The sequence below is a fragment of the Cupriavidus sp. IK-TO18 genome, from assembly GCF_015549295.1.
Classification (GTDB): domain Bacteria; phylum Pseudomonadota; class Gammaproteobacteria; order Burkholderiales; family Burkholderiaceae; genus Cupriavidus; species Cupriavidus oxalaticus_A.
In genome coordinates this window covers 12,389-38,045 of the sequence record NZ_JADGMP010000006.1, presented here as the reverse complement: position 1 = coordinate 38,045, position 25,657 = coordinate 12,389, and the positions used below count along the sequence as shown (strand labels likewise).

Annotated in this window: 27 protein-coding genes; 13 read left to right on the top strand and 14 right to left on the bottom strand. The window is 65.0% G+C overall.

Annotated elements, in window-relative coordinates:
• Positions 1-141: 141 nt before the first annotated feature.
• Entirely contained in the window at positions 142-1,149 is a 1,008-nt protein-coding gene (locus IPF36_RS04125; RefSeq protein WP_167884538.1) for an AraC family transcriptional regulator, read from the bottom strand.
• 129 nt (positions 1,150-1,278) lie between these two features.
• Positions 1,279-1,794 carry a MarR family winged helix-turn-helix transcriptional regulator gene (locus tag IPF36_RS04120; protein WP_135702632.1) on the bottom strand — a complete coding sequence of 172 codons (516 nt, stop codon included), beginning with the start codon at positions 1,792-1,794 and terminating at the stop codon, positions 1,279-1,281.
• Between the two features lie 366 nt (positions 1,795-2,160).
• On the opposite strand from IPF36_RS04120, the gene IPF36_RS04115 reads away from it, so the two are divergent.
• Positions 2,161-2,505 carry a hypothetical protein gene (locus IPF36_RS04115; RefSeq protein ID WP_195427374.1) on the top strand — a complete coding sequence of 115 codons (345 nt, stop codon included), beginning with the start codon at positions 2,161-2,163 and terminating at the stop codon, positions 2,503-2,505.
• Positions 2,506-2,595: 90 nt separating this feature from the next.
• Here IPF36_RS04115 and IPF36_RS04110 read toward each other — a convergent pair whose 3' ends face one another.
• From IPF36_RS04110 to IPF36_RS04100, 3 genes are all read right to left on the bottom strand, one after another.
• Positions 2,596-3,975 carry an MFS transporter gene (locus IPF36_RS04110; protein ID WP_135702636.1) on the bottom strand — a complete coding sequence of 460 codons (1,380 nt, stop codon included), beginning with the start codon at positions 3,973-3,975 and terminating at the stop codon, positions 2,596-2,598.
• A gap of 349 nt (positions 3,976-4,324) precedes the next feature.
• Positions 4,325-4,849 carry a 2-oxo-4-hydroxy-4-carboxy-5-ureidoimidazoline decarboxylase gene (gene uraD / locus IPF36_RS04105; protein WP_135702638.1) on the bottom strand — a complete coding sequence of 175 codons (525 nt, stop codon included), beginning with the start codon at positions 4,847-4,849 and terminating at the stop codon, positions 4,325-4,327.
• Between the two features lie 130 nt (positions 4,850-4,979).
• Positions 4,980-5,936 carry a LysR family transcriptional regulator gene (locus tag IPF36_RS04100; RefSeq protein WP_133094712.1) on the bottom strand — a complete coding sequence of 319 codons (957 nt, stop codon included), beginning with the start codon at positions 5,934-5,936 and terminating at the stop codon, positions 4,980-4,982.
• Positions 5,937-6,347: 411 nt separating this feature from the next.
• On the opposite strand from IPF36_RS04100, the gene IPF36_RS04095 reads away from it, so the two are divergent.
• From IPF36_RS04095 to uraH, 3 genes are read left to right on the top strand one after another with little or no spacing between them, the layout of a single operon-like run.
• Positions 6,348-7,688 carry an MFS transporter gene (locus IPF36_RS04095; RefSeq protein WP_195427373.1) on the top strand — a complete coding sequence of 447 codons (1,341 nt, stop codon included), beginning with the start codon at positions 6,348-6,350 and terminating at the stop codon, positions 7,686-7,688.
• 1 nt (position 7,689) lies between these two features.
• Positions 7,690-8,211: a hydroxyisourate hydrolase gene (locus IPF36_RS04090; protein ID WP_135702640.1), complete on the top strand. Its 522-nt coding sequence runs from the start codon at positions 7,690-7,692 to the stop codon at positions 8,209-8,211.
• 27 nt (positions 8,212-8,238) lie between these two features.
• Positions 8,239-8,574: a hydroxyisourate hydrolase gene (gene uraH, locus IPF36_RS04085; RefSeq protein ID WP_135702642.1), complete on the top strand. Its 336-nt coding sequence runs from the start codon at positions 8,239-8,241 to the stop codon at positions 8,572-8,574.
• An 8-nt stretch (positions 8,575-8,582) separates the two neighbouring features.
• Here the strand turns inward: uraH and IPF36_RS04080 are convergent, their stop codons facing one another.
• The 3 genes from IPF36_RS04080 to IPF36_RS04070 all read right to left on the bottom strand — a co-directional run bounded on the left by IPF36_RS04080 (position 8,583) and on the right by IPF36_RS04070 (position 12,072).
• The gene (locus IPF36_RS04080; RefSeq protein WP_195427372.1) at positions 8,583-9,971 is read right to left on the bottom strand and encodes a hypothetical protein; all 1,389 of its coding nucleotides are present in this window, start codon (positions 9,969-9,971) and stop codon (positions 8,583-8,585) included.
• A gap of 11 nt (positions 9,972-9,982) precedes the next feature.
• Positions 9,983-10,426 (bottom strand): DUF305 domain-containing protein, encoded by a 444-nt coding sequence (locus IPF36_RS04075; RefSeq protein ID WP_135702646.1) that lies wholly within the window; start codon positions 10,424-10,426, stop codon positions 9,983-9,985.
• A 119-nt stretch (positions 10,427-10,545) separates the two neighbouring features.
• The gene (locus tag IPF36_RS04070; protein WP_195427371.1) at positions 10,546-12,072 is read right to left on the bottom strand and encodes a Fic family protein; all 1,527 of its coding nucleotides are present in this window, start codon (positions 12,070-12,072) and stop codon (positions 10,546-10,548) included.
• 452 nt (positions 12,073-12,524) lie between these two features.
• On the opposite strand from IPF36_RS04070, the gene IPF36_RS04065 reads away from it, so the two are divergent.
• The 3 genes from IPF36_RS04065 to IPF36_RS04055 all read left to right on the top strand — a co-directional run bounded on the left by IPF36_RS04065 (position 12,525) and on the right by IPF36_RS04055 (position 14,363).
• A complete protein-coding gene (locus IPF36_RS04065) occupies positions 12,525-13,331 on the top strand; it encodes a hypothetical protein (RefSeq protein ID WP_135702650.1) in 807 nt (268 codons plus the stop codon).
• 103 nt (positions 13,332-13,434) lie between these two features.
• The gene (locus IPF36_RS04060; RefSeq protein WP_135702652.1) at positions 13,435-13,890 is read left to right on the top strand and encodes an antitoxin Xre/MbcA/ParS toxin-binding domain-containing protein; all 456 of its coding nucleotides are present in this window, start codon (positions 13,435-13,437) and stop codon (positions 13,888-13,890) included.
• Positions 13,887-14,363, top strand: coding sequence for an RES family NAD+ phosphorylase (locus tag IPF36_RS04055; protein ID WP_195427466.1), 477 nt, complete (start codon positions 13,887-13,889; stop codon positions 14,361-14,363). The genes IPF36_RS04060 and IPF36_RS04055 overlap by 4 nt, the downstream gene beginning before the upstream one ends.
• A 53-nt stretch (positions 14,364-14,416) precedes the next feature.
• On the opposite strand, the gene IPF36_RS04050 is transcribed toward IPF36_RS04055, so the two are convergent.
• Complete coding sequence (locus tag IPF36_RS04050) at positions 14,417-15,493, bottom strand: porin (protein ID WP_133094702.1); 1,077 nt, start codon at positions 15,491-15,493, stop codon at positions 14,417-14,419.
• 89 nt (positions 15,494-15,582) lie between these two features.
• Here IPF36_RS04050 and IPF36_RS04045 point away from each other — a divergent pair, with 89 nt between their 5' ends.
• Complete coding sequence (locus IPF36_RS04045) at positions 15,583-15,783, top strand: hypothetical protein (protein WP_195427370.1); 201 nt, start codon at positions 15,583-15,585, stop codon at positions 15,781-15,783.
• A gap of 168 nt (positions 15,784-15,951) precedes the next feature.
• Here IPF36_RS04045 and IPF36_RS04040 read toward each other — a convergent pair whose 3' ends face one another.
• The gene (locus IPF36_RS04040; protein WP_133094701.1) at positions 15,952-16,539 is read right to left on the bottom strand and encodes a hypothetical protein; all 588 of its coding nucleotides are present in this window, start codon (positions 16,537-16,539) and stop codon (positions 15,952-15,954) included.
• A 137-nt stretch (positions 16,540-16,676) separates the two neighbouring features.
• Positions 16,677-16,946 carry a hypothetical protein gene (locus IPF36_RS04035; RefSeq protein ID WP_195427369.1) on the bottom strand — a complete coding sequence of 90 codons (270 nt, stop codon included), beginning with the start codon at positions 16,944-16,946 and terminating at the stop codon, positions 16,677-16,679.
• 382 nt (positions 16,947-17,328) lie between these two features.
• Between IPF36_RS04035 and IPF36_RS04030 the strand changes: the two genes are divergently transcribed.
• The 3 genes from IPF36_RS04030 to IPF36_RS04020 all read left to right on the top strand — a co-directional run bounded on the left by IPF36_RS04030 (position 17,329) and on the right by IPF36_RS04020 (position 19,138).
• On the top strand, positions 17,329-17,700 hold the full coding sequence (locus IPF36_RS04030) for a PHA-granule associated protein 4 (RefSeq protein WP_133094699.1): 372 nt from the start codon (positions 17,329-17,331) through the stop codon (positions 17,698-17,700).
• A gap of 145 nt (positions 17,701-17,845) precedes the next feature.
• The gene (locus tag IPF36_RS04025) at positions 17,846-18,274 is read left to right on the top strand and encodes a GNAT family N-acetyltransferase (RefSeq protein ID WP_133094698.1); all 429 of its coding nucleotides are present in this window, start codon (positions 17,846-17,848) and stop codon (positions 18,272-18,274) included.
• Between the two features lie 96 nt (positions 18,275-18,370).
• Positions 18,371-19,138 carry a ParA family protein gene (locus IPF36_RS04020; protein WP_133094697.1) on the top strand — a complete coding sequence of 256 codons (768 nt, stop codon included), beginning with the start codon at positions 18,371-18,373 and terminating at the stop codon, positions 19,136-19,138.
• Positions 19,139-19,171: 33 nt separating this feature from the next.
• Here the strand turns inward: IPF36_RS04020 and IPF36_RS04015 are convergent, their stop codons facing one another.
• Positions 19,172-21,211 (bottom strand): transcriptional regulator, encoded by a 2,040-nt coding sequence (locus IPF36_RS04015; protein WP_368671110.1) that lies wholly within the window; start codon positions 21,209-21,211, stop codon positions 19,172-19,174.
• 102 nt (positions 21,212-21,313) lie between these two features.
• Here IPF36_RS04015 and IPF36_RS04010 point away from each other — a divergent pair, with 102 nt between their 5' ends.
• Positions 21,314-22,555 (top strand): MFS transporter, encoded by a 1,242-nt coding sequence (locus tag IPF36_RS04010; protein ID WP_195427367.1) that lies wholly within the window; start codon positions 21,314-21,316, stop codon positions 22,553-22,555.
• A gap of 10 nt (positions 22,556-22,565) precedes the next feature.
• Positions 22,566-23,396: an alpha/beta fold hydrolase gene (locus IPF36_RS04005; RefSeq protein WP_133094695.1), complete on the top strand. Its 831-nt coding sequence runs from the start codon at positions 22,566-22,568 to the stop codon at positions 23,394-23,396.
• Positions 23,397-23,420: 24 nt separating this feature from the next.
• Here the strand turns inward: IPF36_RS04005 and IPF36_RS04000 are convergent, their stop codons facing one another.
• Both IPF36_RS04000 and IPF36_RS03995 read right to left on the bottom strand, forming a co-directional pair.
• The gene (locus IPF36_RS04000; RefSeq protein ID WP_195427366.1) at positions 23,421-24,371 is read right to left on the bottom strand and encodes a GntR family transcriptional regulator; all 951 of its coding nucleotides are present in this window, start codon (positions 24,369-24,371) and stop codon (positions 23,421-23,423) included.
• A 213-nt stretch (positions 24,372-24,584) separates the two neighbouring features.
• Positions 24,585-25,562, bottom strand: a complete 978-nt coding sequence (locus IPF36_RS03995; protein WP_133094693.1) for a tripartite tricarboxylate transporter substrate binding protein — start codon at positions 25,560-25,562, stop codon at positions 24,585-24,587.
• Positions 25,563-25,657: the final 95 nt, after the last annotated feature.

The following is a 25,657-nucleotide window of genomic DNA, read 5'->3' as shown; positions in this document are numbered from 1 at the left end:
GATTAACGAGATCGTAACGCGGGAAGCGCCGGCCGCGGCTATCCAAAGCTGCCCATTCATTGACGAAACCTGCCGCCCTATGCAAACCGGCGCGCGGGAATGCGCGCTGGCCGGCGGGCCCCGGCCGGGTGGCAGGATTTGTCAGGCGCTCGCGGGCATGGTCCGGTAGGCCTTGGGCGTGCTGCCGGTCCAGTTGCGGAAGGCGCGATGGAAGGCGGTCGGGTTGTCAAAGCCGATATCGAAGGCGATCTCCGCGATCGCGTCCGTGGTGCGCGTCAGCCGCTGGATGGCGATGTCCCGGCGGACCTCGTCCTTGATCGCCTGGAAGGTGGTGCCCTCGGCGGTAAGCCGCCGGCATAGCGTGCGCACGGAGAAGTGCAGGTCCTGCGCCACCGCTTCGATGGTCGGCGTCGCCGGCAGGCAGTCGGCCAGGTACTGGCGCACGTGGTGGCACACCATCTGTTCCTCGAACGAGACGAAGATCCAGTCCTCCGGCGCGCGCGCCAGGAACTTCTGCAGGTCGGCCTTGCGTCGGCGCACCGGCATGTCCAGGTAGGCGTGGTCGAACCTGAGCAGCGTCTGGCGGCCGCCGAACTGCACGGGGCCGGGAAACAGGTAAAGCGAATCGCTGGCGCGCGGCGGCCGCGGGAAATCGAACTCCACCCGGGCCAGCGGGATGCGCTTGCCGATCAGCCAGGAGGCGACGCCGTGGACCAGCTTGAGCATCAGCTCGCTGCCCAGCGCGCTGACGCCGGGGCCGGCCGGGTCGGCCTGCAGCACGACCTCGCCGAAGCCGTCCTCGCGCCCGGACTCGAGCCGGAAATCGTCCAGGATCAGGTGGAAGAACTGGCCGAAGCGGTGCAGCGCCACCTCCAGCCGCGGCGCATCGAGCAGGCTCAGGCACAGGAACTTGAGCGTGCCGTTGCGCAGCGGCCGGCTGAAGATGCCGGGCATCTCGTCGTCCAGCTCCATCGCGAGTTCGCGGTAGAGCGTGGAAAACTGTTCCTCGGTCACGCGCGCGGCGGGGGCCTGCAACAGGCCACGCGGGATCCCGGCGCGCTCCGCCAGCCGCGCCATGGCGGCAGGGTCGGCACCGGACAGGAAGCCGTTGACCAGTGAAATCGGGACGGTGGCGGTGAACTGGGTCAATGTCGCGGGACGGGCAAGGCGGTACGGAAGCGGGGCGGTGCGTGGCTTATTTTGTCATAGCCCGGCGGGTGTCGGCGGCGCTACGGATGTCGTTGCTGGCCGTGTCGAGCGTCGCGACTGTGGCCGGTCCTACGCGGACCGTGCCGGTTCCTCCGGCGCGCGCGCGCCGGGGTCCGCCTCCATATGTACGCTGGCCAGGCCGGCGTTGAGCTGGTTCAGGAAATGGACCAGCGAAACCTTGTCGTCGAAGCCGAAACTCGCCAGTGCCTGGCGGTAGAACTCATAGATCCTGGGTTGCAGGCCGTTCCAGAACTCCCGCCCCTTTGGCGTCAGCACAACCTTCTTGGCGCGGCGGTCCACCGTGTCGGCCACACGCTGGACATGCTTTTCCCGCTCCAGCCGCTTGAGCACGCCATCGAGGCTTTGCCGGCTCACCACAAGGTATTCCGTCAGCTCGGAGAACGACATGCCTTCCGATACCTGCGGCCGCGACAGCGCCCCCAGCACGGACCACTGCACGGTAGTGATGCCGAGCGACTTGCTGGTCTGCCGGTCCAGCGTATTGCCGGCCTGGAACAGCCGGAAGAACAGCCGGTTATGGACGGATGCGTCGGACGGGTCGTACGTGGAATCTGGTTTGGTCATGGTGTGGGTTGGACACTGGCGCGCCGTGCGCTTGCCATGGGTGTGCCTATTCTAAGGCGGCGGGGAGCACACACGTGCGCGGGGCGAAGGGTGGGGCGGCGCGGGCCTGGTCCTACCTCAATCGGTCCGGATGTGTGTTGTCGTCCTCTTCTTCTGCATTTGCGCAAGGATCTTGATTATTATTTCTGCCGTTTGACAGGCAGAACCTGGCCTGGTGTCGGATATTTCAGTAAATATGAGTAATGATATTGACGTATAGCCGGCGCATACCTAGTATTCTCCGGACTCTTGCTACAAAGGCTCGCTGGAACACAAGACATGGAAGTGGCACAAGCCGCGCGAACCCACCGGTCCACCCAACCGGAAATGGGCATCGCCGACATGCTCCATCGCATCCGCGCCGCGGCCCGGACCATCCCGGCCGAGGCAAGGCGCCAATGGCCCGGCGACGCCAATGCGGTGACACGCCGCCTCAGCCGACTGCTGTCGCTGGCCATGCGCCAGCAATCCGCGCTGGACATTGCGGTGATCCTGGGCAGTGCCGCCGAGCTTCGCTATTTCCCGGACGATGCGGCGCTGGAGCGGTGTACGCGCATGGTCGAGTCCCACGGTGGCAAGGCCATGCGTGCGGTCGTCTGGGCGGTCCGGCATCGCCGCGTGCGGGCCGGCGTAACTATTACCCGCCGTTTTATCGTCGACGCGGTCGACTGACCTCAAAGAAGAAGCGGGCCCTGGCATTGTGCCGGGCCCGCCCTCTATTTCCAGCGGCGCACCGTCGCGCCGCTCGCCAGCAAGACTTTCTCAGGTTCGCGCTTCAGCCACGCCCGGCACCACCGATGCCGGGGCCACGCTTGCCGCCGCATCGGCATGCTGCGCCGATGCCGACAGCCGATGGTTGATGCACGCCAGGGCCAGCGCACCCACGATCCCCGCGGCGCCGATGACCAGGAAGTTCTGCGCCAGCGGCAGCTGCAGCGAAACGATCAGCCCGATCAGCACCGGCGCCGCGATGGCGCCGAGCCGTCCGATGCCCGAGGCCATGCCTACGCCGGTCGAACGGATCGACACCGGATAGAACTGGCCGCTATATGCATAGGCGACGATTTGCGCGCCGGTAGTGCAGGCACCCACCGCGCCGATCAGCAGGTAGAGCATCTCGGTCGAGGTCTTGAACGTCATCAGGTACAGGAACCCGCCGCCCAGCAGGTACATCACCACCAGCACCCACTTGATATGGAACCGGTCGGCCAGCCAGCCGCCGCCGATCGCACCGACCACCGCGCCCACGTTCAGCGCGATCACGAAGCTGAGCGCCGAGCCCAGGCTGTAGCCCGACATCGCCATCAGCTTGGTCAGCCAGGTGCTGAGCGCATAGACCATGAACAGGCCGGTGAAGAAGGCGATCCAGAACATGACCGTGCTGAAGCCGCGCCCGTCCTGGAACAGGCGGGCCACCGGCACACCGGTGGCGCGGTCCTGCTGCGGTACGCGGAAGGTAGCGCCGGCATCCAGACGCAGTTGCGGGTCGATGCGCTGCGCGAGGGTGCGCAGGTCCTTTTCGTTCTGGCGCGACACCAGGAACGACAGCGACTCCGGCATCGTCTTCAGGATGAACGGGATCAGGAGCACCGGCACGCCGGCCGCGAAGAACACGATCTGCCAGCCAAATCCGGCAATGAACTGCTTGCCGATCACCGCGGCCAGGATGCCGCCGATGGCGTAGCCGGAGAACATCACCGTGGTCATGAAGCTGCGGATCCTGCGCGGCGAGTATTCCGTCATCTGCGCGACGATATTCGGCATGACGCCGCCGATGCCAAGGCCGGCGATAAACCGCATCACGCTGAACGTGACCGGATCGCTGGTCAGGCCTGCGGCCGCGGTGAACACGCTGAACAGGAACACGCACAGCGAGATCGTCCAGCGCCGGCCGATCCGGTCTGACAGGGCGCCCAGGAAGATGGCGCCGAACATCATGCCGAACAGCGCCGAGCTCGCCATGAAGCCGGCCGTCGACGCGGTGACGCCCATCTCCTTCATGATCGAAGGCAACGCGGCACCCGCAACGGCGATGTCATAGCCGTCGATGATGATCACCAGCAGGCACCAGGCCAGGACGCGCGCATGGAATCGGTTAAAGCGGGCGTTGTCGGCCAGCTTTTGTACATCAATGTGCTGCATTGTATGTCTCCTTCACCAATCTTCTTTTGAATGCTCAACAAGCGGCGAGGGCCTTGAAGCCGGCTCCCGGCCTGGGCTGGACGGAATATGGTTGAAGCGAGGTTATACGTCAAGATCATTACTTATATATAGACGAAAACCTAGGGTAATTCCGGTAAAAAAGTGCGGAATTGTCGGTTATTCGGTCAATAAGTTGATTTATCAAGGTATGCGGGTGGACGCCAATAGGTCCGGTCGCCGATTGATGCAATGCGCGCACCTGCAAGGGCCCGGCGCGCAGCGCTGAAAGCCGGGACGCGCGGCTGGCCTGGATCGCCTGATGGCCTGCGTCCCGCACCCGTCACGGCATTCAGGCCAGCGTACTGAGCCGTGCCTGCAGCCGCCCGCGCGTGATCGCGCCGATCTGCGCCAGCGCCTCGTCCAGCTCCAGCTGCGTGCTGCGGTCGATACGGCGTTCCAGCGCGGCGAAGATGCCGTCGCGCGTGTAGTGCCGCACGCAGATGATGAACGGAAAGCCGTGCCGCGCGTGGTAAGCGGCATTCATGCGGTCGAGCGTGGCTTCCTGCTGCGCCGACATCGCGTCCAGCCCCGCGCTCTTCTGCTCGGCATTGGAATCCGCCGTCATGGTGCCGGAGCGGATATTGCCGGCGGACAGCATCGGGTGCAGGTTCAGGAAATCGCACTGGGCTTTCGCATCCAGCTTGCGGATGACATCCATCATCGCATCGTGCAGCGCGCTGGCCGAGGCAAAGGGCCGCTGCGCCCAGGCGCGTTCGGCGGCCAGCGGAAAATGTTCGAACACACTGCCGAACGCTTGCGTAAAGCCGGACTGGTCCAGCGCATTGACCGGCGCCAGATCGAGTGACTGTGACATGGACTGCTCTCCCGTAAGGCCCGCCGCAGTGGGCCGGGCATGGAAACCGAATACGGGCCGAGTATAGAAAGCAGGCATGGCCGCGGCGAGGGGCCCGGCCGTATAGGACGCATAACAGAATCCGATACCGCTAGGCGCGTCCGGCAGCGCCCAGGTCACGCAGGTCACGCAGCGCCTGCGACGCCGCCGTCAGCATGCCGCGCAGCCACGCATGCGCGGCCGAGCGGTGGCGCGCGGGATGCCACAGCTGGTAGAAGCGCATGAACGGGAACTCGATCGGCGGCCTGAGCACCGCCACCGGCACGTGCTGCGCGTGATAGTTGGCAAAGTGGCGGCCCGTGGTCAGGATCAGGTCAGTATCCGGGATCAGGCTCGGCGCGAGGTTGAAGTAGGGGCAGCTCACGCGGTTGTCGCGGTGCACGCGCATTGTGCTCAGGCCCGTGTCGACCAGCCCGCGCTGGTCGCGCGAGTAGGGCGTGGGCACGATATGCGCAGCGCCCAGGTAGGCCTGCGCGGTGAACTTGCCCGGCTGGTTATGCACGCTGTCCCGCGCCACCATGCAGACCACTTCGTCTTCCAGCAATACCGACAGGTGCAGGTGTTCCGGCGGATTAGGCCAGTTGCCGATCACGATATCGATGGCGCCCTCGGACAGCGCCTGCTCATAGTCGAAAGTGGCGGTCAGCGGAATCGCCGCGAGCCGCGCGTGCGGCGCCACGCGGCGGAACTCCCGCACCACGTGGGCAAAGAACGGCGGCGCGAGGTAGTCCGGCATGGCTACGGTAAAGCTCTGCTCGGTGGTGGCGGGGTCGAAGCGGTCGTCCGACACCAGCAGGTTGTCCAGCGCGCTCAGCGCCGCCTGCGCGTTGCGGGCGATCTGCAGGGCGCGCTCGGTCGGCACCATCACGTTCTTCTCACGCGTGAGCAGCGGGTCGTTGAAGATTGCGCGCAGCCGCTTGAGCGCCGAGCTGATGGCCGGCTGCGACTGGTTCAGGCGGATGGCGGTGCGCGAGACGCTCTGCTCGGCAATCAGGATGCACAGCACGCGCAGCAGGTAGGTATCAAAGGGGTCGTCGGCGCGGATCATGCGGAGTCTCGGGCGTTTTGGTCGGTAAGTAGGCGTGGGCAGCCGGCGGCGCAACCGTCGCATGTTACGTGCTGCCCATGGCGGCTTTGTAGCCTTTTGCGCACCGCACGGCAACGCGGTCGAACCCGCACGCGGGCGGGAGTGCTGCCCACCGGTGCCCCGTGCAGGGTGGCAAAGCCGGCGCCCTAGGGTAATCCATAGGTCTGCCAAGGGACCCGACAAATGACCGGAAACCCGCGCCAGGCAAGGCTTTCCGGGCCATATCCAAGCTGATATAGGGCCTATACCAGCCCCCCCGTTCCGCATTCCGGGCCCGTTCCTATACTTGCACCCAATCCAGACGGAAGGCCGACGCCGCAGCATCCCCGCGGCAGCGGCCGCACCACACAAACCGACAAGACAGGAGACTCCATGTCCATTACAAAACAGGGCGTTCCGCTGTTCGCCGGCACGGCGGACGATGCGGAAGCCAGCGTCTTCCGCAAGGTGTCGTGGCGCCTGCTGCCATTTCTTGGCGTGCTGTGGGTGCTGGCGTGGCTGGACCGCGTCAACATCGGCTTCGCCAAGCTGCAGATGCTGGATTCGCTGCGATTCAGCGAAGCGGTGTATGGCCTGGGCGCCGGCATCTTCTTCCTCGGGTATTTCTTCTTCGAAGTGCCGTCGAACATGCTGCTGCAGAAGATCGGCGCCAAGAAGACCATCATGCGCATCACCATCTGCTGGGGCGTGATCTGCATGCTGCAGACCTATGTCACCACGCCAACGCAGTTCTATATCCTGCGCTTCCTGCTGGGGGCGTTCGAGGCGGGCTTCTATCCCGGCGTGATCCTCTACCTGACCTACTGGTATCCGTCCGAGCGGCGCGCCCGCGCCTTCGGCACCTTCATGTCGGCATCGGCCATCGCTGGTGTGCTCGGCGGCCCGCTGGCCGGCTGGATCATGACCTCGATGGGCGGCGTGCACGGCATGCATGGCTGGCAATGGCTGTTTATCCTCGAAGGCATCCCGTCCGTGCTGGCCGGCATCTTTGCGTGGTTCTACATGACCGACAAGCCGGAGCAGGCCAGCTGGCTGAGCGACCACGAGAAGCGCGTGGTGCTCGATGCCCTGAAGCGCGACAACGCCGCCATGGGCGAGCGTGGGCACGACTGGCGCACGCTGTTCACCAACCGCAAGGTGTGGCTGCTGATCGCCATCTTCTTCTGCCTGCTGTGCGCCAATTCCACGCTGACCTTCTGGATCCCGACCATCATCAAGGAAGTGGGCTTCACCACGCCGATGGCGGTGGGCTGGATCGCGGCGGTGGCCTACCTCTGCGGCGCGATCGGCATGATCGCCAACGGCGCCCACTCCGACCGCCGCAACGAGGTGCGCTGGCACTTCAGCGGCGCCGCGCTGACCGGCGGGGCAGCGATGGCCGTGCTGGCCGTGATGCTGGGCGCGCAGGCGCTGTCGCCGGTGATCACCTTGCTGGCCATGACCGCCGCGCTGGTCGGCACCATGAGCGCCATCCCCGTGTTCTGGCAACTGCCCAACCGCTACCTGGCGGGCAGCGCCGCCGCGGTGGGCGTGGCCCTGATCAACTCCGTCTCTAACCTCGCCGGCTTTGGCGCGCCCTATATGATGGGCCTGATCAAGACCGCGACCGGCACGGTCAGCAGCGGCCTGTACCTGGTGGCCGCCATCGAAATCCTGGCTGCGGTGCTGGTTGTGTTCGGCATCCGCCGTCTCCATCACAAGCGCGAGGCCTGACATGCACGACGATCACGATCCCGGCTTCAATGCCGCCCGCCGCCGCTTTGGCCTGCAATCGATCACGCTGGGAGGCAGTGCGCTGCTGGCCGGCAACGCACTGGCCACCGGCCCGGCAACGGCGCCCGCACCCAACCAGACCGCGGGCCCGGTGCAGCAGGGCGGCCTCGGCCCCCGGCTGACCATGCACGCGCTCGACACCTGGCACGGCACGCCCGCCTCCGGCATGCGCGTGGACATGTACCGCGTCGAGAACGGACAGCCACGCCTGCTGCAGACGGTGACGCTCGCCGCCAACGGCCGCAGCGAACCGCCGTTGCTGCTCGGCGATGCCTACCGCACCGGCACCTACGAACTGGTGCTGCACGTGGACGAGTATTTCGCGGCCCGCAAGGCCAGCCTGCCGCAGCCGCTGTTCCTGTCGAAGATCCCGCTGCGCCTGCGCGTGACCGACGCCAGCCAGCGCATCCACCTGCCCGTGCTGTTCGGGCCGTGGAGTTACAACTACTACCGCGGCAGCTGATGCCGTCGCACTGAAAGGAGACAGACCATGGCAGGCATCAGCACCCACGTGCTCGACGTATCGCTCGGCAAGCCGATTGCCGGCATGCACATCGAACTGTTCGACGTCGGCACGCAGCCCCCGAAACTGATCGCAAAGGCGCGCACCAACAACGACGGCCGCACTGACTCGCCCATGCTGCCCGCCGCCCAGGCCCGCACCGGCGACTTCGAGCTGCGTTTCTGGGTGGCGGACTATTTCAAGACGCCGGACACGTTCGCCGACATCGTGCCCGTGCGCTTCACCATCGCGGACGCCGCGCAGCACTACCACGTGCCGCTGCTGTGCTCGCCGTGGAGCTTCGGCACCTACCGGGGCAGCTGAAGCGCAAGCTACTGCGTGCCCGTCAGCACCGCATGGGAGGTGGTCGGCGGCGCGTTGCCCTCGACCACCAGCAGCGTGGCGGCGTCGGGCTGCTTCCCGGACAAGGCGGGCACCACCTCGCGCAACGGCCCGATGGCCGTGCCATTGGCGGCGCCTGCGGCATTGGTCCTGAAGCTTGCAACGGGCGTCCGGTGGCCGGACACGTAGACGTCGTAGACAGTCTGCGGCTTGAGCTGGAACAGGAACACTTCCAGCGCATCGACCAGGCCGAGGTTGCGTGCCACGACGAAGCCGCGCCCCGAGCCGGCGGTAGCCTTGAGCGGAATGTTGATGGGATCGCTGTTTGCCCGCGGCGTGAGGTTTGCCTTGCCATCGCCGGCCGGCACGGCGTTGGAGACATAGACCAGGGCCTGCGGTGCCTGTCCCACCGGGGTGCGGGCGATGACGCGCTGGGTGGCGGTGTCGATCACGTCGACGCCGTCGCCGTTTTCCAGGCCGACATACATGCGGCTGCCGTCATCGGACGGCCAGATGCCATGCGGCAGCGCGCCGACGGGGATGGTCGCGACGAGGCGCGGCTCGGCGTCGGTGGTGTAGACCTTGACCGCATTCTCGCCGCCGACCGTCACGTAGGCGAGCGTGCCGCGCGCGGTCCTGGCGAAGCCGAGATGGTTGGTGATAAAGCCGGTATCGAACACGCCCCTGACGCTGAGGTTTTTCGTGTCGATGCGGGTGACCTTGCCCACGTCCTTGTGCGTCATCCACACTTCGCTGAAGTCCGGGGTGAACTGCAGGAAGGGCGAAAACGGGCTGGCGACCGGAATGCGCTTGACCACCTGGTGCGTGGCGACGTCGATCACATCGACCTCGGGCGTAAAGCTGGACACGACGAAGGCGAGCTTGCCGTCGGGATGGAACAGCACCATGCCGGGCCCCGGCGCGGTCGGGATGCGGCGGATCTCCTTGTAGCTGGCCGGGTCGATCACCGAGATATAGTCCTCGCCGCGCACGACCACCCACGCTTCCTTGCCGTCGGCGGTAAAGAAGCCCTCGTGCGGCGAGCGGCCGATATAGGCAACGCCCTTGACCCGGTTCGTGGCGGTATCGATGAACGTTGCCGAGTTCGAGCCGTTGGAGACGACAAGCAGCGTCTTGTGATCCGGCGAGAAGCCCAGGCCATGCACGTTGATCTCGCCCTTGTAGAGCGGCGAAAGGATATCGGGCCGCGCGTTGCCAAGGCGGATCTGGCCGAGCAGCGTATTGGTGGCAGGGTTGATGACCGACACGGTGTTGCTGTTCTGGTCCGCCGTGTAGACGCGGTCGCTGGCGGCCGGTGCCGCGGCGGCAAGCGACGACGCCGTGGCCAGGACCAGCGCAAGCTGCGAGGTCTGCTTCATGTGGGCTTCCTTTAGTGAGAATGGGCAGGTGCCGGGTTGAGGCTCGGCGCGGCCTTCGGATGGCGGGCAAGCCAGGCTTGCATCAGGCGGATCTCGTTCTGCTGGTCGGTGATGATGCCCTGCGCCAGGTTGCGCAGTTCAGGATCCCTGGTGTCGAGCAGCAACGCCTTGGCCATGTCGATGGCGCCCTGGTGATGCGGGATCATCATCGCGACGAAGTCGTGGTCGGGGTCGCCGTTCATGGCGGCGGCGCGCATGCCGGCATCCATGACGGCCATTGCGTCGTCCATCCGTTGTGCGAACGGCTTTGCGGTGCTGGCGACAAAGGGTTCCGGCTGCCGCACCACTGGTGTCTGGCCATGACTATGCGACACCTCGACACCGCCTGCCAGGCAGTTCGATCCGGCCGTCGCCGCAAGGGCGGCGAGCATGAAAGCGGGCAGGGGGAGCTTCATGTGGCGTTCTCCAGGTTGTCGTTGGGCGGGCTACGTTGAAGTAAACACACCTGGAGCCGGCTTTATTCCACGTTGCCGGATTTTTTTTCGCCGTCGTCGAGACACCACCTCAGCCGAGGTCAGTCCGCCTTCACCGTGGCTTCGAAGTAGTCGGCGAATTCGTCGCGCACCACCTCTTCGATCCGCGCGATTTCTTCATCGGACAATTCCGTGAATCTGGCGCGCTTGCGGTTCGACAGCTCGCCGTGGTTCTGGACCACCAGGTCGATCAGGTTGGTGAGGCGCGGCTGGCGCAGGTCCAGCCATCCTTCGATCCGCGCCACGCTGGCGTCGAACGCCTTCAGGTACCGGATCTCCAGCGCGAGGTCTTCCTCGACGCACTGCTGGATGCATTCAAAGACAAACTCGCAAAGGGCGGTCGCATCGAACGACGCATACAGCCAGTTGGGCTGCGGCGACTTGATCAGGATGGTGTCGCTGTCCGAGTCCAGGACATAGTTCAGCAGCCCCGTGCGGGGCGCCGAGTAGTCCTTGAGCAAGCCGGCGTAGACCTGCAGGTTCTTCAGCATGCTCGCCGAAACCGGCAATACGACACCCTCCGGCGTCACGCCGGCCTGGCGCAACAGATGGTGGATCAGGAAGCGGTGGATCCGCCCGTTGCCGTCATAGAATGGGTGGATATAGACGAAGCCGAACGAAACGCATGCCGCGATGATCAGCGGGTGCGCCGCCTTCGTCCTGATCAGGTCCGCAACCTGTGCCAGGCCTTCCATCATCGGCTCGACCTGCTGCGGGGGCGGGGGGATGTAGTCGGCAATGTTGCGCAGCCGTCCGCCGCGCGAGAGCCAGTTCTGGCGGTCGCGATAGGCGTACTCCGCCCGGATCGATGCAATGATTTCGTTCTGCCATTCGCAGAACTGCGCCTCGTCGAGCCGCACCGGGGCGCCGGCAAATTCCAGCAGGCGCCTGAACCTGGCGACACGCTGGTTGTCGGGCAGTTCCTTCTCGATCGAATACGTCGATCGGGTTTCAGCGAGATAGAGATAGTCCACCGCGCGGGCGAGCACTTCCGGTTCGAGCCGGTTGATCGCGGCGGCGATTTTTCCCGGCAGGTCGGCGCCGATCAATGCCTCAAGGCGCTCGGTGCGGCGTACCAGGGGGCAGAATGTCGCCGGGCCGAGGTGGTTGTTCAGGATCCCGAACTGTGCGTCGATCTGGCTTGTGCCGGTTACATAGTCCGCTTCGTCAAGCGCTGGAACCCGCGCGGTTCCGGCTGGCAGCTTGTAGTCGAATTCAGCGCCGGCAAGCCACTTCGCGTAGAAGCCGCCCAGCCGTGCATAGCGCGACCCGGGCGAGGACGCCAGCCACTGGGCGACCTCGTCAATCGCCGGCTGGTGCTCGAACAGGGCGGCGAGCACGGTCAGGTTCAACGGCTCCTTGCGCAACGCAAAGGTGAGGTGGTCAACTGTCGTGTCGCCGCCGCGGTAGCGGTTCCTGGGATAGACCGTCTTCACGCTGCCGTCCGCACCGGTATGCGTGCTCAGGACCCCCGTCTTGTCTGAAAGCTCGGAGGTGGAATGCAGGGGCGGTACGCGAAGCCTGAACTTCGCGATCAGGGCGCTGTAGCCGAGTGGAGCGTGAGCCATAGACGGACTGCGGTGTGAATTAATGGATGCATGGGCGGTTACCAGAGTTTATATGCCGCTTACCGATTCGTCTATTTTGGCTGGGTCATCTTACTAAATTGCCTATGCTGGCCGGGCACCCCGGTTTGCGAATTTGCCTATACGACTTACCGATGCAACTATCCTTCGCGATGATGGTTACCAGTTTGCATATAATCAACGGCCGTTTTGCGATTGACGGTGCACGTCAGTACCCGGGAAAAGATCGAGCAGGACGATCTCCACGGTCGCCGAAACCGCATCGTTTGGTTTCGGCGAAACTACAAGCGCTCGCTCGTCGGGCTGGCCGAGCAGGCAATCGGGGGGCAGCGGCGAATGCCGCCGCGTCCCGGTAAAATGATGATGTTTTGACAGGCAGTGATGGACAGTGCACAGCTGAAGGCTGTGGGCTGCGTTGTTCGTAGGGGAGTAAAGTGGTTTTCCTGGATTTGTTCCGCACCAAGAAAAAGGCAATCGCGCCGCGGCCCGCAGCGCTGCGCATGCCGTCTGCGCCGACAGCGCTTGTTCCTGTGCGCGCTTACGACCGGGTTTTCGCGCAAGTCATGGAAACGGTCGAGGGCATTTCCGCTGAAGAGAAATCCCAACTGCGGGACCTGGTGACGGAGACGGGTAGCGATGGGCTCAATCTCGGAGGCTACTTCGAGAAAGGTTATGAAGTCTTCTTCAAGGGCCGCCAGTGGAAGTGGGGCGAATATGAAGAATGGCGCGACACATTCGAGCGGCTGGGGTCCTTCCCGTCCAACTGGATCGATGTCGATCAAATCGCCAGACTCGGCACGCGAAGTACTTCTGACAAGCTGCTGGAGCTAAGGATATTCGAGCTCAGGGAATTCCTGGCCGCCGAGGGAATTTCTTTCGACCCTGACGCCCCCAAGGCTCAACTCGCGTCCCTGGCGGAGCACGCACCAGGTTTGACCGCGTCGTCCCTGTGGGCGCGCCTGCATCGGAACGAAGAAGAGGCGCGGCAGAGGGCAGAAGCGCGTCGGCCAAAGGCGCTCTACGACTTGTTGATGCGGACCATCGCCTATCGGGCCAAGAGTGTTCGCGACCTCGAGCGAGCGCACTCCAACGGAATCCACCGGCACGAAGTCATGCTCGTCCTGGAAGCGGACCGCAAGTTCATCGATCTCGCGCGCAAGAAAAATCCCCAGGCCGTGCCGCCGTACTATCCCAACGACTTCACGCAGCTCAGGCCTATCGTCGACTTCACCAAACAGTAACCTGCGGGGCGCCTGTTTATGTGCCTCAAGGACGATATTGCGTGTCGCGGCACGACTTTGGCAAAATGCCTATAATCGAATGGCAAATTGCCAAGGTACAGATATGCAGACGATAGAGTTCAAGCCCTCGGGTAGCGTGGCGCCGCGGAACCGCTATCTTGACAGCCTGAGTGACGTTCTCAACGCAGACATTCGCTCAGGCGCCGATCTTGTCGCGCTCGCCGTGGAGCGGCTGCCCGCCGACACTATGGAGCGTTTACTGCATGCAGGCCTGGTGTGGGACGAGATCAGCTTCATTATCCCGCGCCGCACGCTCAGCCACAGGCGCGAGCGCGGCGAGTCGCTCACGGTGGACGAATCGGACAAGGCCATTCGGCTGGCGCGGATTCTCGCGCAAGCCATCTCCACCTTCGGCGAAGCCGATCGGGCACTGGCCTGGCTGAGAGCCGGCCAGCAACGCTTTGCTGGCAAGTCGCCGCTTGAACTGGCGGGCACGGAACAGGGCGCACGCCTGGTCGAGGAAGAACTGCTTCAGATCGATGAAGGGTATTTCGCCTGATGTACCTGTGGCGGATCAGCAATTACGCCGACCTGAAAGGGTTGGGCGGACTTCGGGCGGGCGGCCGGTGGCATTTTCCAGGCCAGCCAGTCGTCTACCTCGCCGAGCATCCGGCGCTGGCATTCCTGGAGATCCTCGTCCATCACGAGGTGGCGAGGATCGAGGACCTGCCGAAGCAATACCAGCTGCTCCAGGTAGAAGTCCCCGAGTCGGTGGCCGTGGCCGAAATTGCGGCATTGCCCGAAGACTGGAAAACCGACAGCCAGTGGTCCAGAAGCGCCGGCACGGAATGGCTTGCCGCTCGCACCAGCTTGCTGCTGACGGTGCCGAGCGTGCTGGTGCCATACGCCTCCAACTACGTCCTCAATCCCGAACATCCGGATGCGACCGCCGTCAGGATTGTCCTGGCCACGCGCGTCGATCACGATCCCAGGATTCTGTCGCTGCTGACGGAGCCGAAAGCGCAGGCCTAGAAGCCAGGGCACAAGCAACGCGCCCGGCGGTTCCCGGCACTACAGGCAGGGAGTCAGAACCGGTGGCGGATGCCCATCACCGCACCCAGCTGGTTCTGGCCGGGCTGGACGTTAATGACCGCTGTCGACCCGCTGCCGCTGTTGTAGCCGTTGACGCCCAGGTACGACTGGTCCTTGTTCAGGGCGTAGGCCACGGACGCGTACAGATCGGTGCGCTTGCTGAACGTATAGTCGCCCGTCACAACGAACTGCCACGGGTCCGACCCGGTGTGGCGGAAGTCCTGGTAATAGGTTGCACCCATCAGCGAGAAAGCGGGGGTCAGCTTGTAAGTCAGGCCAAGCCAGTAGAGGTTCGCACCGGCATTGGGAGCTTGCGCACCTGGCAGCATGGCGCCGTCGAAAGCCTTGGCCAGGCGATACCCGGCAAAGATCTTGGCCGCGCCCGCCGTGTACGTGCCGGCGATCGCATAGCGCCGCAGCGAGGGCGCCTGGTTGGCCGGCGTGCCGACGTGCACATCGTCATAGCCCACGCCCACCGCAACGGGACCGCTGGCGTAGCTCAGGTAGGCGCCGTAATCGCGGCCGAAGACGTTGCTGCCCGCCACCTCATTGCCATTGTTCTGGAACGAATAAAAGGCTGCGCCGGATAACGCGCCAAAGGTGCCTGCATATTTCACGGCGTTGTCCGCGCGCGCGCCAAACTCCGGCGCGATCCCCAGGATGCCGTAGCGGTCGGCAGTCGCGGCGGGATCATAAAAGGCATTGAAGTCGCGCAGGGCGGTCTGTTGCCGACCGAACAGAAGTGCGCCATATCGGCTTTCCACTCCGACGTATGCATTGCGCCCGAACAGGCGCCCGCCCTGGGCCGAGTTGCCGGTGTCCAGGTCGAAACCGCTTTCCAGCAGGAAGACTGCCTTCAGGCCCGTGCCCAGGTCCTCGGTGCCGCGCAGGCCCCAGCGTGAGCCGGACTGGTTGCCGGAGCTCAGCCTGAACAGGTTGTCGCCCTCGGGACCAACGTGGTTGTTGTATTCGACGCCAATATCGGCAATGCCAAACAGGGCCACGCTGGATTGGGCGTGGGCAGTGCCGGCAGCCAAGGATGCGGCAAGCAGGGCGATTGTCTGTTTCATGGCTCCTCCGGTTTTCTGTTTTTACTCACGGGTCCCTCCGCCCCGACGGCAGGCGGAACGAAGCAGGCCTGCTAAGGCAAGCATAGGCCATGCCCTCGCACCTGGGCACGGTGCGAGACCTGACGGTCGAAGAGGGAAGGTGCGCCGCCGAACTGGCCGCCCTCGACTTGCTGGCGCAGAACCCGGCCGGTACGCCCGCCATAAACGGCCAGTTCACAAACATGTCACTCGATGGACATATCGTCCGAGTGCCCGGAGCCACAGGTCAATATGGGAAGGAAGGGACATGAACCGAAAAGCAAAATTGCTCCCGCTCGTGCAGTCGCGTTCAGGGCTCAGGCGCTATGCGGTTTCACCATAATGCGCCCCGCGATTGTGTTTCGCATAATAAACCTTATGTTAAATGCAGGTGAGCCTGACATGCCTCAGGTGGCTGATTTCCCGGCCATGTCCGCCCTTCAGCGGCTCGTCTTCGGCGCCATCGACACGGCAATCGCTTCTGTGTAGACCGCCTGCACCTGGTCGCCGCGATGGATGGCCTTGAGCTGCTGCGCATCGCTGACATGCACGTCGACCGTTTTCCCCTTTGGGCCCTTGAGCGTCACCATGCCGGTCTTGCGGTCGACGTTCACGACATCCGCGGTCACGGTCACCTCGCGGCCTATGCTGCCGCCGGGCTTGGCTCCGGGCGGCGCGCGTTCGATCGTCTCGCGCTCGATGGCCGAGCGCATGCCGGTCTGACGGGTCATGCTGACGGACAGCGCTCGCTTGTACTCGACGGCCACCACGTCGCCAATGCGGACCTGGTCGAAGTTCCGCACGTCGTCGCCGACCTGCAACTCGGTAACCTTGCCTTGCTTGTCCTTTAACGAGACTGTGCGCGTGGCACTGTCGATGGCCACCACGGTCGCGGTGGTCTTGACTGTCTCGGTCGCCATCATTGCCCCGACGCCGGACGCGACGTGCACGCTGGATTCTGGCTGGGCTGGCGTTGCACCACTGGCTGCGGCCAGCGCGCAGGCTACGAGTAGCTTGTTGAAATGCATGCTCGCCTCCATGGCGCGGAGAAACTTTCGGTTACGTGAGGTTTAGTTCATCCACGCCAAAGTACAAGCCGCGCTGCAAACCTGGACTTGGGGGCGCGAAGCCACAGGACCCTACCAGGCTGTCTTGTTCACCTAGACTAATGGACAGCGGCAAACATAGCGCGCGGTAAGGGAGGAGACATGGAAGCAACCTTCTTTCCCGCCATTCTGGTGGCGGCGGCATTGGCTTGTTTCGTTTGGCAATTGCGAAACCGGTTCCTGCTGTACTGCAAATGGTCCGGTGCGGTCTCGCGACGCGAAAGCCGGTTCATGACCTGCAGCTTCGCTGGGTGGAGTGAAAACATCGGACGGCGCACAGCATACTCGCAATCATTTTTCCCGCTATCGGCCAAAAGGATTAGCTGCATATATACCTTCTCCTCGTTGCCAAGTCCTGGTTTGCGCTGAAGAATTCAGTCATGGACCACGGGAGGCTGACGATGGAAATGCGTTGGGAGAAACTCTACTCAGGCGGCCTGGCCGAATTCCACAAGTCCGAATCCGGGGCCTGCCGCGCGGCGCGGCGCGCAAGCGCGTTGGACGCAGTGTGGCTGGGGGCGCTGTTGACGGTATTGATAATCGGTAGCGCCCTCCTCTTCAAATGACACCGACACGGGGACGCCCGGCCTCATGTCGTCTCCAGTCGGGTGCCAGGCAAGATGGCCACGCCATGCGCTTCGCATCCGCTTGCGTCATGCCCCGCCTCATAGGTATAGTCACCCGCGATGACTCCATCGCGGAGACTTGCCGATGAGCGCCTTCATTGCACGCAGCCGGGCCAGCGCAGTGGCGTACATCAACGCCTGCGCGAAAGGTACTGTCGAGCTGGACTATGAGACAGCGTGGGAGGATGCGATCGAGCTCGGGCGGCTGGGCCAGAAGCTGGGCGTCGATGTCCAGTACCGGACAGTCGAGCATATCTGCGTCGAATCTGCCGACGCCCTGACACGCGGACTGCGTGAAGAGAAGCGGACCTTCCGGCAGCGATACCTCTATTGCAGGTTCGACATGGTTGCACTGCCTGAGACGATCCTGTGCGAACTCGAGTCGCTTGCCATCGAGCATGGCGACTACATCTTGCCCGGCCATTTGCTCGGGGAAACCACCCTGGTCTGGCGCTAGTAATATCCGCGGGATCACTGCGCCCTGCAGTGTGGCGTCGTGGCCTGAGGTGGCGATAGGCAAATTCACCTAAGGATCAATCCCTACAGGCATTATGTCCCCTCGAAAGTAGGATAAGAGGACGAACTATGCGAGGGTTTCCGCTATGCGTCCTCACTATGCTACCGAGGCGGACTGGCCGGACATTAAGGCGCTCCTGCACGCCTCATCATTATCCGTGGCGGGGGTTCAGGACCGGATCGGCCAATATATGGTAATCCGGGATAACGCCGGCCTGCTCGGCTGCGCAGGGCTGGAGCGCTATGAGAATACGGGCGTCCTAAGGGGCCTCGCCGTTGCACAGCGCGCCCGCTCATCCGGCCTCGGCGAACTCCTCATTTCCGCCATTGTCGCGGACGTGCGTCGCGACGGCGTCGAATCTATCGTGCTGCAGACCAGCAATGCCTCCGGCTACTTCGCGCGAATGGGCTTTACGCCTATCAGCTACGCGGAACTCGCTCCGGCGGTTCTTGCCTCCCCGGCCATGCGCCGCGACCAGGTCGAAGCCGGGACACTGATGCAAATCGCGCTGTGAACATAGCGCTGTGAAAATCGCCACCTGTGCCGTGGCCGCGCCCTCCCTCGCTAAGGTATGCTTTCGCCTTCAAAACGGTCTTCGGCAGGGGAAGAAATGCGGCGCGTCGTATTCAATCAAAAAGGCGGAGTTGGCAAGTCAACAATCGTATGCAATCTCGCGGCGATCAGCGCCAGCGAAGGCTTGCGCACTTTGGTCGTTGACCTGGATGCCCAGGGCAATTCGACCCAGTACCTGATGGGCGCGCGCGCCGGCGACGCAAGCCCGAGCGCGGCAAACTTCTTCGAGGCGTCCCTGACCTACAGCTTCAAGCCGGTGGACCTGGCGTCATTTATCCACCCGACGCCTTTTGAGAATCTCGATGTGATGCCCGCGCATGCCGACCTCGACGCGCTGCATGGCAAGCTTGAATCCCGCTACAAGATCTACAAGCTGCGCGATGCCCTGGTCGAGCTGGAGGCGACCTACGACGCGATTTACATCGATACTCCGCCAGCCCTGAATTTCTATACCCGTTCGGCGCTGATTGCCGTGGAGCGGTGCCTGATCCCGTTCGACTGCGATGATTTTTCGCGGCGAGCGCTTTACACGCTGCTCGATAACGTGAAGGAAATCCAGCAAGACCATAACGATGCGCTGGAGGTCGAGGGCATCGTCATCAACCAGTTCCAGCCGCGTGCCAGCTTGCCGGCAAAGCTGGTGGAAGAACTGGTCACCGAGGGACTGCCGGTACTCGAGTCGCGGCTGTCTTCGTCGGTAAAGATCCGGGAATCGCATCAGCACGCCATGCCGATGATCCACCTTGACCCGCGGCACAAGCTGTCGCAGGAGTACCTGGCGCTGCACCGGGAACTGGCGGGCTGAAGGCCGTCATTCCAGCACCTGCACCGGAACCCGTCACCGGAACCCGATGCGCCGCGCTCCCTCCCGGAACAGCGCCTCCCCGTCGGCATCGAACGGGAACGTCATCAGGAAATCCTCGAGCGAGTAGCGCGGCGCGACCTTGTAGATCGCCGCGGCCTGGGCCCGCGCCTGCTCCAGCGAGTCGGCCAGCGCCAGCGTGCAGGCGGCGATGGCGTGGATATGCGGGAAGACGTTGGGCCGCGCGGCGGCCTTGACGGCCCAGCCGGCGGCTTCCTCGAAGCGCCCGAGCCGGACCAGCGCCATCGCCCGCGTGGCCAGCATGCCGAACAGCATCGGGTCGAACGGACTCAACTGGCGCGACAGGTCCGATGAATCGATCGCCGCCTGCGGGTCGCCGGAGATCGAGCGGACGAACGACAGGTTGTAGTGCCCCAGCGCGAAGTTGGGGCTCAGGTCGATGGATTGCTCCAGCTCGCCGACGGACTCTTCCGGACGCCCCCGCAGCCACAGCGCCCGACCCATCGCCCAGTGCACCGCGGGGTCGCGGTCATCCGCCATCATGCCCTGTACCGCGGCTTCGTAGGCCTTGTCGATTTCCGGGCCGCGCTTCTCCCAGTTCTGGAACGCGTCCTGGAAATGCGTGAAGGACAGGCCGGCGTAGGCGCGCGAGAAGGTGGGGTCCAGCCGCAGCGCCGCCTGGAAGAAATGCCGGGCCATCTCGTTGTCGGCGCGGCGATACCGGTACATGTGCCACAGGCCGCAGTGGTAGGCTTCCCACGCATCGAGCGAGCCCGGTGGCTTCAGGATGGCGCGGTTGCGCTCCAGCGTCTCGATCTCGCCAGCGATGGAGGCGACGATGCGGTTGCCGACTTCCTCCAGCACAAGGAACGCATCGTCCAGCTTGTGGTGGAAAGTGTCCGCCCAGACGATCCGGGCGCTGCGTGTCTCGGCCAGTTCGACAGTCACGGTCAGGCGCCCTTCCCGCGTGCTGACGGTGCCGCCCACGACGTAGTCGACATTCAGCGTCCGGCCTGCGGCTTCCGCGCCGACATGGCGCTCATGCAGCGCGAACACGGTGCCCTGCGCGATGACAAACAGGCTGCGCAGCTTGGCAAGCCGCGTGATGATGTCGTGCGCCAGTGCATCGGCAGCGCCGCCGCGCGCCGGCACCGCGGTGGACGGGTCGACGAAAGGCATCACCGCGATGGAGCCGTGCCGGGGACCTGCCGGCGAGGCCTCGGGGGCCTCAGCGGCCTCAGCGGCCTCAGAGGCGCTTGCGACCGCGGTGACTTCGACCACCGCATTGCGCCCCACTGCCCCGCCCGCCGGCGTGGCCATGGCCGCGCGCCAGGCATTGCGGATCGGCCGGCTGTCCAACCCTTCGGCCTCGAACAGCCTGGTGGTTGCGGCGACGTGCTCTTCCCCTTCGCGAAGGCGGCCCTGGCGGGCGAGCGCAGCGAGGATGGTGGCGTGCACCTGCTGGTCGAATGGCGCCAGCTCGCGCCACTTGTCCAGGTAGCCGAACGTCTCCTCCTCGGCAGCGCCCTGCGCGAGCTGCTCCAGCAGCGCGGCGTGGCAGGCCCGGAAGCGCCGCCGTTGCGCGGTGAGCCACGTGCTGAACGCCGGGCACCGCGCAAGCTCGAGGCCTTCGAGAAAATCCCCTTCGAACAGCATCGCCAGGGCGCGCTGCCGCTCCGGCGCGAGGGCGGCGACGCCTGCCTCCATGGCCTGCGAGACCGCCAGCGCATCGACAAACCCGTCTGCCAGGTCCAGCCAGATCGTGTCGCCGCTGGTGCGCAGCCGCTGCCGTGCTGCGGAATCGACCAGCTTGCGGATCCGGCTCAGGCACCAGCGCAGTTCGCCACGTGGATCGTTGGGCACCTCCCACAGCAGCTCGCAGAGCTGGCTGCGCAACACAGGCCGCGGCGCAAGCGACAGGTACGCGAGCAGCGCGCGAACTTTCCTCGACGCCGGCAGCGATAGCGCAACGCCCTGCTGCCGGACGCGGACCGGACCAAGTAGCTGGATCTGCACAGGCGGGACGCCGGCTGCGGGCGGCAGGTTCGATTCCACGGCAATTTCCACGGCGGCTACCACGCCATCTTCCACGCACGCGGCAAAAGATCGGCACCTGAACGACCTGAACGACCTGAACACAGGAAAGGAGACGGGATCATGGACACCACCGTGCATGTGCGCAGCCGCGGTCATCTCACCATCGCGCTCGCGGCCGGAGCGGTTTTCGCGCTGGGGCTGGGCCTGCGCCAGTCGCTGCCGCTCTTCATCAGCTTACTCAACTCTCATACCGGCGTCGGCTATGCCACCGTCAGCCTGGCCTTCGGCGTGTCGCAGCTGATGTGGGGGGTGGCGCAGCCGGTGGCAGGCGCGATCGCGGACCGCTGGGGGCCGCGGCCGGTGATGATCGCCGGCGCCACGCTGTTTGCCGCCGCGGTCGCGGCCACGCCGGCCGCGGACAGTGCCATCGCGCTGATGCTGCTGATCGGGGTGGCCGCCGCTGCGGGCTCTGGCGCGATCGGGCCAGCCATGCTGATGTCGGCGGCGAACCGGCTGATCCCCGAGGCACATCGCGCCCTGGCGAGCGGCATTGTCAACGCGGGCGGCTCGGTCGGCCAGTTCACGATCCTGCCCCTGACCCAGTTGCTGATCGGCTCCGCGGGCTGGCAGCCGGCCCTGGTGCTGCTCGGGGCGGCGGGCCTGGCCGCGATCCCGGCAATCCGGGCCATCACCCGCGCGGCGCCGGCCCATGCCGTCGCCCACACCGGAACCGCTGCCGGCGGCTCGGTTGGCACGGCACTGAAAGGCGCGGTGCGCGATCCCAGCTTCCTGCTGCTCAACGCGGGCTTTTTCGCCTGCGGCTTCCACATTGCGTTCATTTCGACGCACCTGCCCGGCGTGGTGGCGCTTTGTGGAATGCCCGCCACAGTCAGCGCGTGGTCGCTGTCGCTGATCGGCCTGTGCAACATCCTGGGGAGCCTGTTCATCGGCAAGGCCATCCAGACCGTGTCGATGAAATACGCGCTGACCGCCCTTTACTTCGCACGGGGGCTGCTGATCCTGGCGTTCTTCATGGCGCCCAAGACGCCGGTGACCTTCGCGCTGTTCGCTGCCGGACTCGGCTTCACGTACCTGTCGACGGTCCCGCCGACCGTTGGGCTGGTCGCCAGGTTGCGAGGTGCCCGCTACCTGGCCACGCTGTTCGGCGTCGTCATGCTGTCGCACCAGCTTGGTGGATTCCTGGGCGCCTGGCTTGGTGGCAAGGCCTTCGAGATGACCGGCCGCTACGACTGGATGTGGCTCGCCGACATCGCGCTTTGTCTGCTTGCCGCCATGCTGCATCTGCCGATCCGCGAGGCACGCCCCCTGCCCCTCGCTGCCGCGCAGATCCAACCCACCTGAGGAGACTGTCATGCGTTCATTCCACTCGGCATCCTTGCCTGTGCCCTCCCAGACCTTCTGCCGCGAGGCCGGAGCCGGACCCGGCGTCGTCTGCATCCATGCCAATGCCGGCACCTCCGGACAATGGCGTGCGTTGATGGAACAGCTCGCCCCGCGCTTCCACGTGCTGGCGCCGGATTCCTATGACGCGGGCCAGGGTCCGCGCTGGCCCTCGGACCGGGTCATTTCGCTGCGCGACGAGGTGGCGCTGATCGAGCCGGTGCTTGGCAAGGCTGGCGCATCGCCGGCGCTGGTGGGGCATTCGTATGGCGCCGCGGTGGCACTGGTCGCCGCGCTGGCGCAGCCCGGCCGCGTGCGCGCGCTCGTGCTGTACGAGCCCACGCTGTTCTCGCTGCTCGATGCGCAGCAGCCCGCGCCGAATGACGCCGATGGCATTCGCCATACCGTCGCCGCCGCGGCGGCCGCGCTCGACGCCGGCAACGAGGACGCCGCCGCCGAACACTTTATCGACTACTGGATGGGAGCGGGAGCGTGGCGGCAGACCCCCGCGCAACGCAAGGCACCGATTGCCGCGTCGGTGAAGAATGTCCGCCGCTGGGCGCACGCGCTGTTCACCGAGCCCACGCCGCTGCAGGCATTCCGGTCACTCGACGTACCGGTGCTCTGCCTGGTGGGCAAGCGCTCGACGCGGTCAGCGCATGCCGTGGCGCGGCTGCTGGCGGCGGCATTGCCGCGGGTGGAAGTGGTGGAGTTCGCGCAGCTCGGGCACATGGGCCCGTTGACGCATCCGGAGACGGTCAACCCGGTGATCGCGGAGTTCCTCGAACGCCACCGGCAATGAGCCTCGTCCGTTCATCCATCGCGGCTACAAGGCGAGCGTAAACGGCAGCAACAGTGCATTCACCAGCAGCAAGCCGAAGAAAAGGATCGCGATGGCTGCGGAGATGCTGCGAGACCGTGCGCGCCCTGGTCCCGCCGTTCGCCGTGTCCACAGGAAACCTGCCCCCATGCCGAGCACCGCCAGCCCGGAAAACACACTCTCCGCGGTCAGCGCGGCCGGGTAGGACACGGCGGGGGTGGTGTTGAAGCTTTCGATGAACGGGAGCGATTCCATTTCCCGGGCTGCCGGCGCTGGCGCAGCCGCGGGAGCCGGCTGTGCCATCACCTGCGCGATCAGGACCGCTTGCGGAGCAGGCAATGCTGCCGCCGGTGATGGATCCGGCACGGGCTGCGCAGTCGTCTCTTCATGAGCGGCGGTCAGTGCCTGGGGCGGCACCGGGGTCGGCGGGATAGGCGAGATAGGCGAGATAGGCGAGATAGGCGAGATGACTGCGGTGGCCGGCGTAGCTGGTGTGGACGAGGCCTTCGGCACCTTGGCCCGGGGCGGCGTGGGGACAGGCCGCTCCGAAGCAGTTTTCATCGAGTCCCGTTCCCGCCAGAACTTTGCGAACAGGCTTTCCAGGCAGCGCGCCGAGTCGCACGCATCACGCCGCGCACGCCACGCCGAGATGTCGCCATCGTCGATCCTGCCCTTGCGCAACATCCGCTGCTGCTCGGCGTAGATTTTCTCGTAGCGGTCGGACAACCGGGACGAATCGCAGATCAGCCCGTGGCGCTGGCGCGGCCTGGGCTCGTCAGTGGCAACAATCGTGCATCGCACGCCGGAACCGTCCGGATTGAAGCAGCGGACCGTGGATTCGCCCGGCGGCGACTTGCATGCGATGTCGGAGGCCCATGCACCGCCGACGCAGAAAAGGCACGCAGCAACACCTGCTGCAACCACCGAAACCAGGCGCCCAAGGATCCTTTCCATCATGTTGCCCCATCGTGAATCGGCCCAAGGCTTTCAAGCTAGTCGCTAGTTGGTGGGTCATACAAGTGTCGGTTTTCGCAAGGCTGCACAAGCGCACATGGTGCCTGGCTACGTGGGCTTTCATGTGGGTGTACGAACACTTTGCGTGGATGGCACCGGTGATTCAGGCCGGGCGCGCCATCGCGGCGGTTCCGGCCTGCGGGCACTGCCCGGCCGTTATTCGACCGCGATACCCTTGTCGCGGATGACCTTGCCCCACTTGGCATAGTCCGCGCGGATGCGCTGGCTCATCTGCGCCGGCGCCTGGTAGCTGGCGATGGCGCCCGCCTTCAGCAGTTTGTCCTGCACGTCCTTGTCGGCCAGGATCTTGCCGACTTCGCCGGAGATGCGGTCGACCACGTCCTTGGGCGTGCCCGGGGGCGCCAGCAGGCCGCCCCACGACACTGCGTCATAACCCTTGAAGCCCTGCTCCGCAATGGTCTTGACGTCGGGCAGCATGGCGACGCGCTGAGGCGAGCCGACGGCGATGGCGCGCAGCTTGCCGGCCTGGATGTGCGGCAGCGCCGCGACCAGGTCGGCATACATGATGGGCACTTGCCCGCCGATGGTGTCGCTGATCGCCGGCACGCCGCCCTTATAGGGCACGTGCTGCATCTCGAAGCCGCCCATCTGCTTGAGCAGTTCCATGCTCAGGTGGCCGAAGCTGCCGGCGCCCGAACTGGTGTAGTTGAGCTTGCCCGGCTGCGCCTTGGCCTGCGCGATCAGCTTGGACAGGTCGGTCACGTTGGGCAGCAGCGTCGGGTTGACCACCACTACGATGGGCAGGTCATAGACCGTGGCCACCGGCGTGAAATCCTTGGTGGTGTCGTATCCCGCCTTCTTGTACAGGAACGGCGCCAGCAGCGTCGGCGTGGCCAGCATCATCAGCGTGTAGCCGTCCGGCGCGCTCTTGGCGACCTGGGCCGCGGCGATGGAGCCCGACGCGCCGGCGCGGTTTTCCACCACCACCGGCTGCTTGAGGGCTTCGCCCAGCTTCTGGCCGACGATGCGCGATGCGGTATCCGTGGGCCCGCCCGGCGGGAACGGCACGACCAGCTTGATGGGCTTGGCCGGCCACGATTGGGCGAAGGCGCCGCTGGCCAGCAGCGGTGCGGCGGCCAGCGCCAGGAGCGCGCGGCGGCGGGAGTGAACCATACGGGTAATGTCTCGAATACGCACTTTCATGTTCCAGTTGAATCAGCGCAAGGCAATCCAGCCCCCTTGCCGGGCGCGCTGCGCGTGGGCCATGG

Bases quoted from the DNA above. Each gene is read 5' to 3' on its own strand.
- IPF36_RS04100 (WP_133094712.1), bottom strand. From the start codon at position 5,936: ATGATCCGCGCCGACGACCCCTTTGATACCTACCTGCTGCGCGTGCTG.
- IPF36_RS04080 (WP_195427372.1), bottom strand. From the start codon at position 9,971: ATGAAGCAGACCTCGCAGCTTGCGCTGGTCCTGGCCACGGCGTCGTCG.
- uraH (WP_135702642.1), top strand. From the start codon at position 8,239: ATGGCAGGCATCAGCACCCACGTGCTCGACGTATCGCTCGGCAAGCCG.
- IPF36_RS04110 (WP_135702636.1), bottom strand. From the start codon at position 3,975: ATGCAGCACATTGATGTACAAAAGCTGGCCGACAACGCCCGCTTTAAC.
- IPF36_RS04005 (WP_133094695.1), top strand. From the start codon at position 22,566: ATGCGTTCATTCCACTCGGCATCCTTGCCTGTGCCCTCCCAGACCTTC.
- IPF36_RS04050 (WP_133094702.1), bottom strand. From the start codon at position 15,493: ATGAAACAGACAATCGCCCTGCTTGCCGCATCCTTGGCTGCCGGCACT.
- IPF36_RS04025 (WP_133094698.1), top strand. From the start codon at position 17,846: ATGCGTCCTCACTATGCTACCGAGGCGGACTGGCCGGACATTAAGGCG.
- IPF36_RS04120 (WP_135702632.1), bottom strand. From the start codon at position 1,794: ATGACCAAACCAGATTCCACGTACGACCCGTCCGACGCATCCGTCCAT.
- IPF36_RS04090 (WP_135702640.1), top strand. From the start codon at position 7,690: ATGCACGACGATCACGATCCCGGCTTCAATGCCGCCCGCCGCCGCTTT.
- IPF36_RS04020 (WP_133094697.1), top strand. From the start codon at position 18,371: ATGCGGCGCGTCGTATTCAATCAAAAAGGCGGAGTTGGCAAGTCAACA.
- IPF36_RS04000 (WP_195427366.1), bottom strand. From the start codon at position 24,371: ATGATGGAAAGGATCCTTGGGCGCCTGGTTTCGGTGGTTGCAGCAGGT.
- IPF36_RS04040 (WP_133094701.1), bottom strand. From the start codon at position 16,539: ATGCATTTCAACAAGCTACTCGTAGCCTGCGCGCTGGCCGCAGCCAGT.
- IPF36_RS04010 (WP_195427367.1), top strand. From the start codon at position 21,314: ATGGACACCACCGTGCATGTGCGCAGCCGCGGTCATCTCACCATCGCG.
- IPF36_RS04060 (WP_135702652.1), top strand. From the start codon at position 13,435: ATGCAGACGATAGAGTTCAAGCCCTCGGGTAGCGTGGCGCCGCGGAAC.
- IPF36_RS04045 (WP_195427370.1), top strand. From the start codon at position 15,583: ATGCCCTCGCACCTGGGCACGGTGCGAGACCTGACGGTCGAAGAGGGA.
- IPF36_RS04030 (WP_133094699.1), top strand. From the start codon at position 17,329: ATGAGCGCCTTCATTGCACGCAGCCGGGCCAGCGCAGTGGCGTACATC.
- IPF36_RS04095 (WP_195427373.1), top strand. From the start codon at position 6,348: ATGTCCATTACAAAACAGGGCGTTCCGCTGTTCGCCGGCACGGCGGAC.
- IPF36_RS04035 (WP_195427369.1), bottom strand. From the start codon at position 16,946: ATGCAGCTAATCCTTTTGGCCGATAGCGGGAAAAATGATTGCGAGTAT.
- IPF36_RS04070 (WP_195427371.1), bottom strand. From the start codon at position 12,072: ATGGCTCACGCTCCACTCGGCTACAGCGCCCTGATCGCGAAGTTCAGG.
- IPF36_RS04075 (WP_135702646.1), bottom strand. From the start codon at position 10,426: ATGAAGCTCCCCCTGCCCGCTTTCATGCTCGCCGCCCTTGCGGCGACG.
- IPF36_RS04115 (WP_195427374.1), top strand. From the start codon at position 2,161: ATGGGCATCGCCGACATGCTCCATCGCATCCGCGCCGCGGCCCGGACC.
- uraD (WP_135702638.1), bottom strand. From the start codon at position 4,849: ATGTCACAGTCACTCGATCTGGCGCCGGTCAATGCGCTGGACCAGTCC.
- IPF36_RS03995 (WP_133094693.1), bottom strand. From the start codon at position 25,562: ATGGTTCACTCCCGCCGCCGCGCGCTCCTGGCGCTGGCCGCCGCACCG.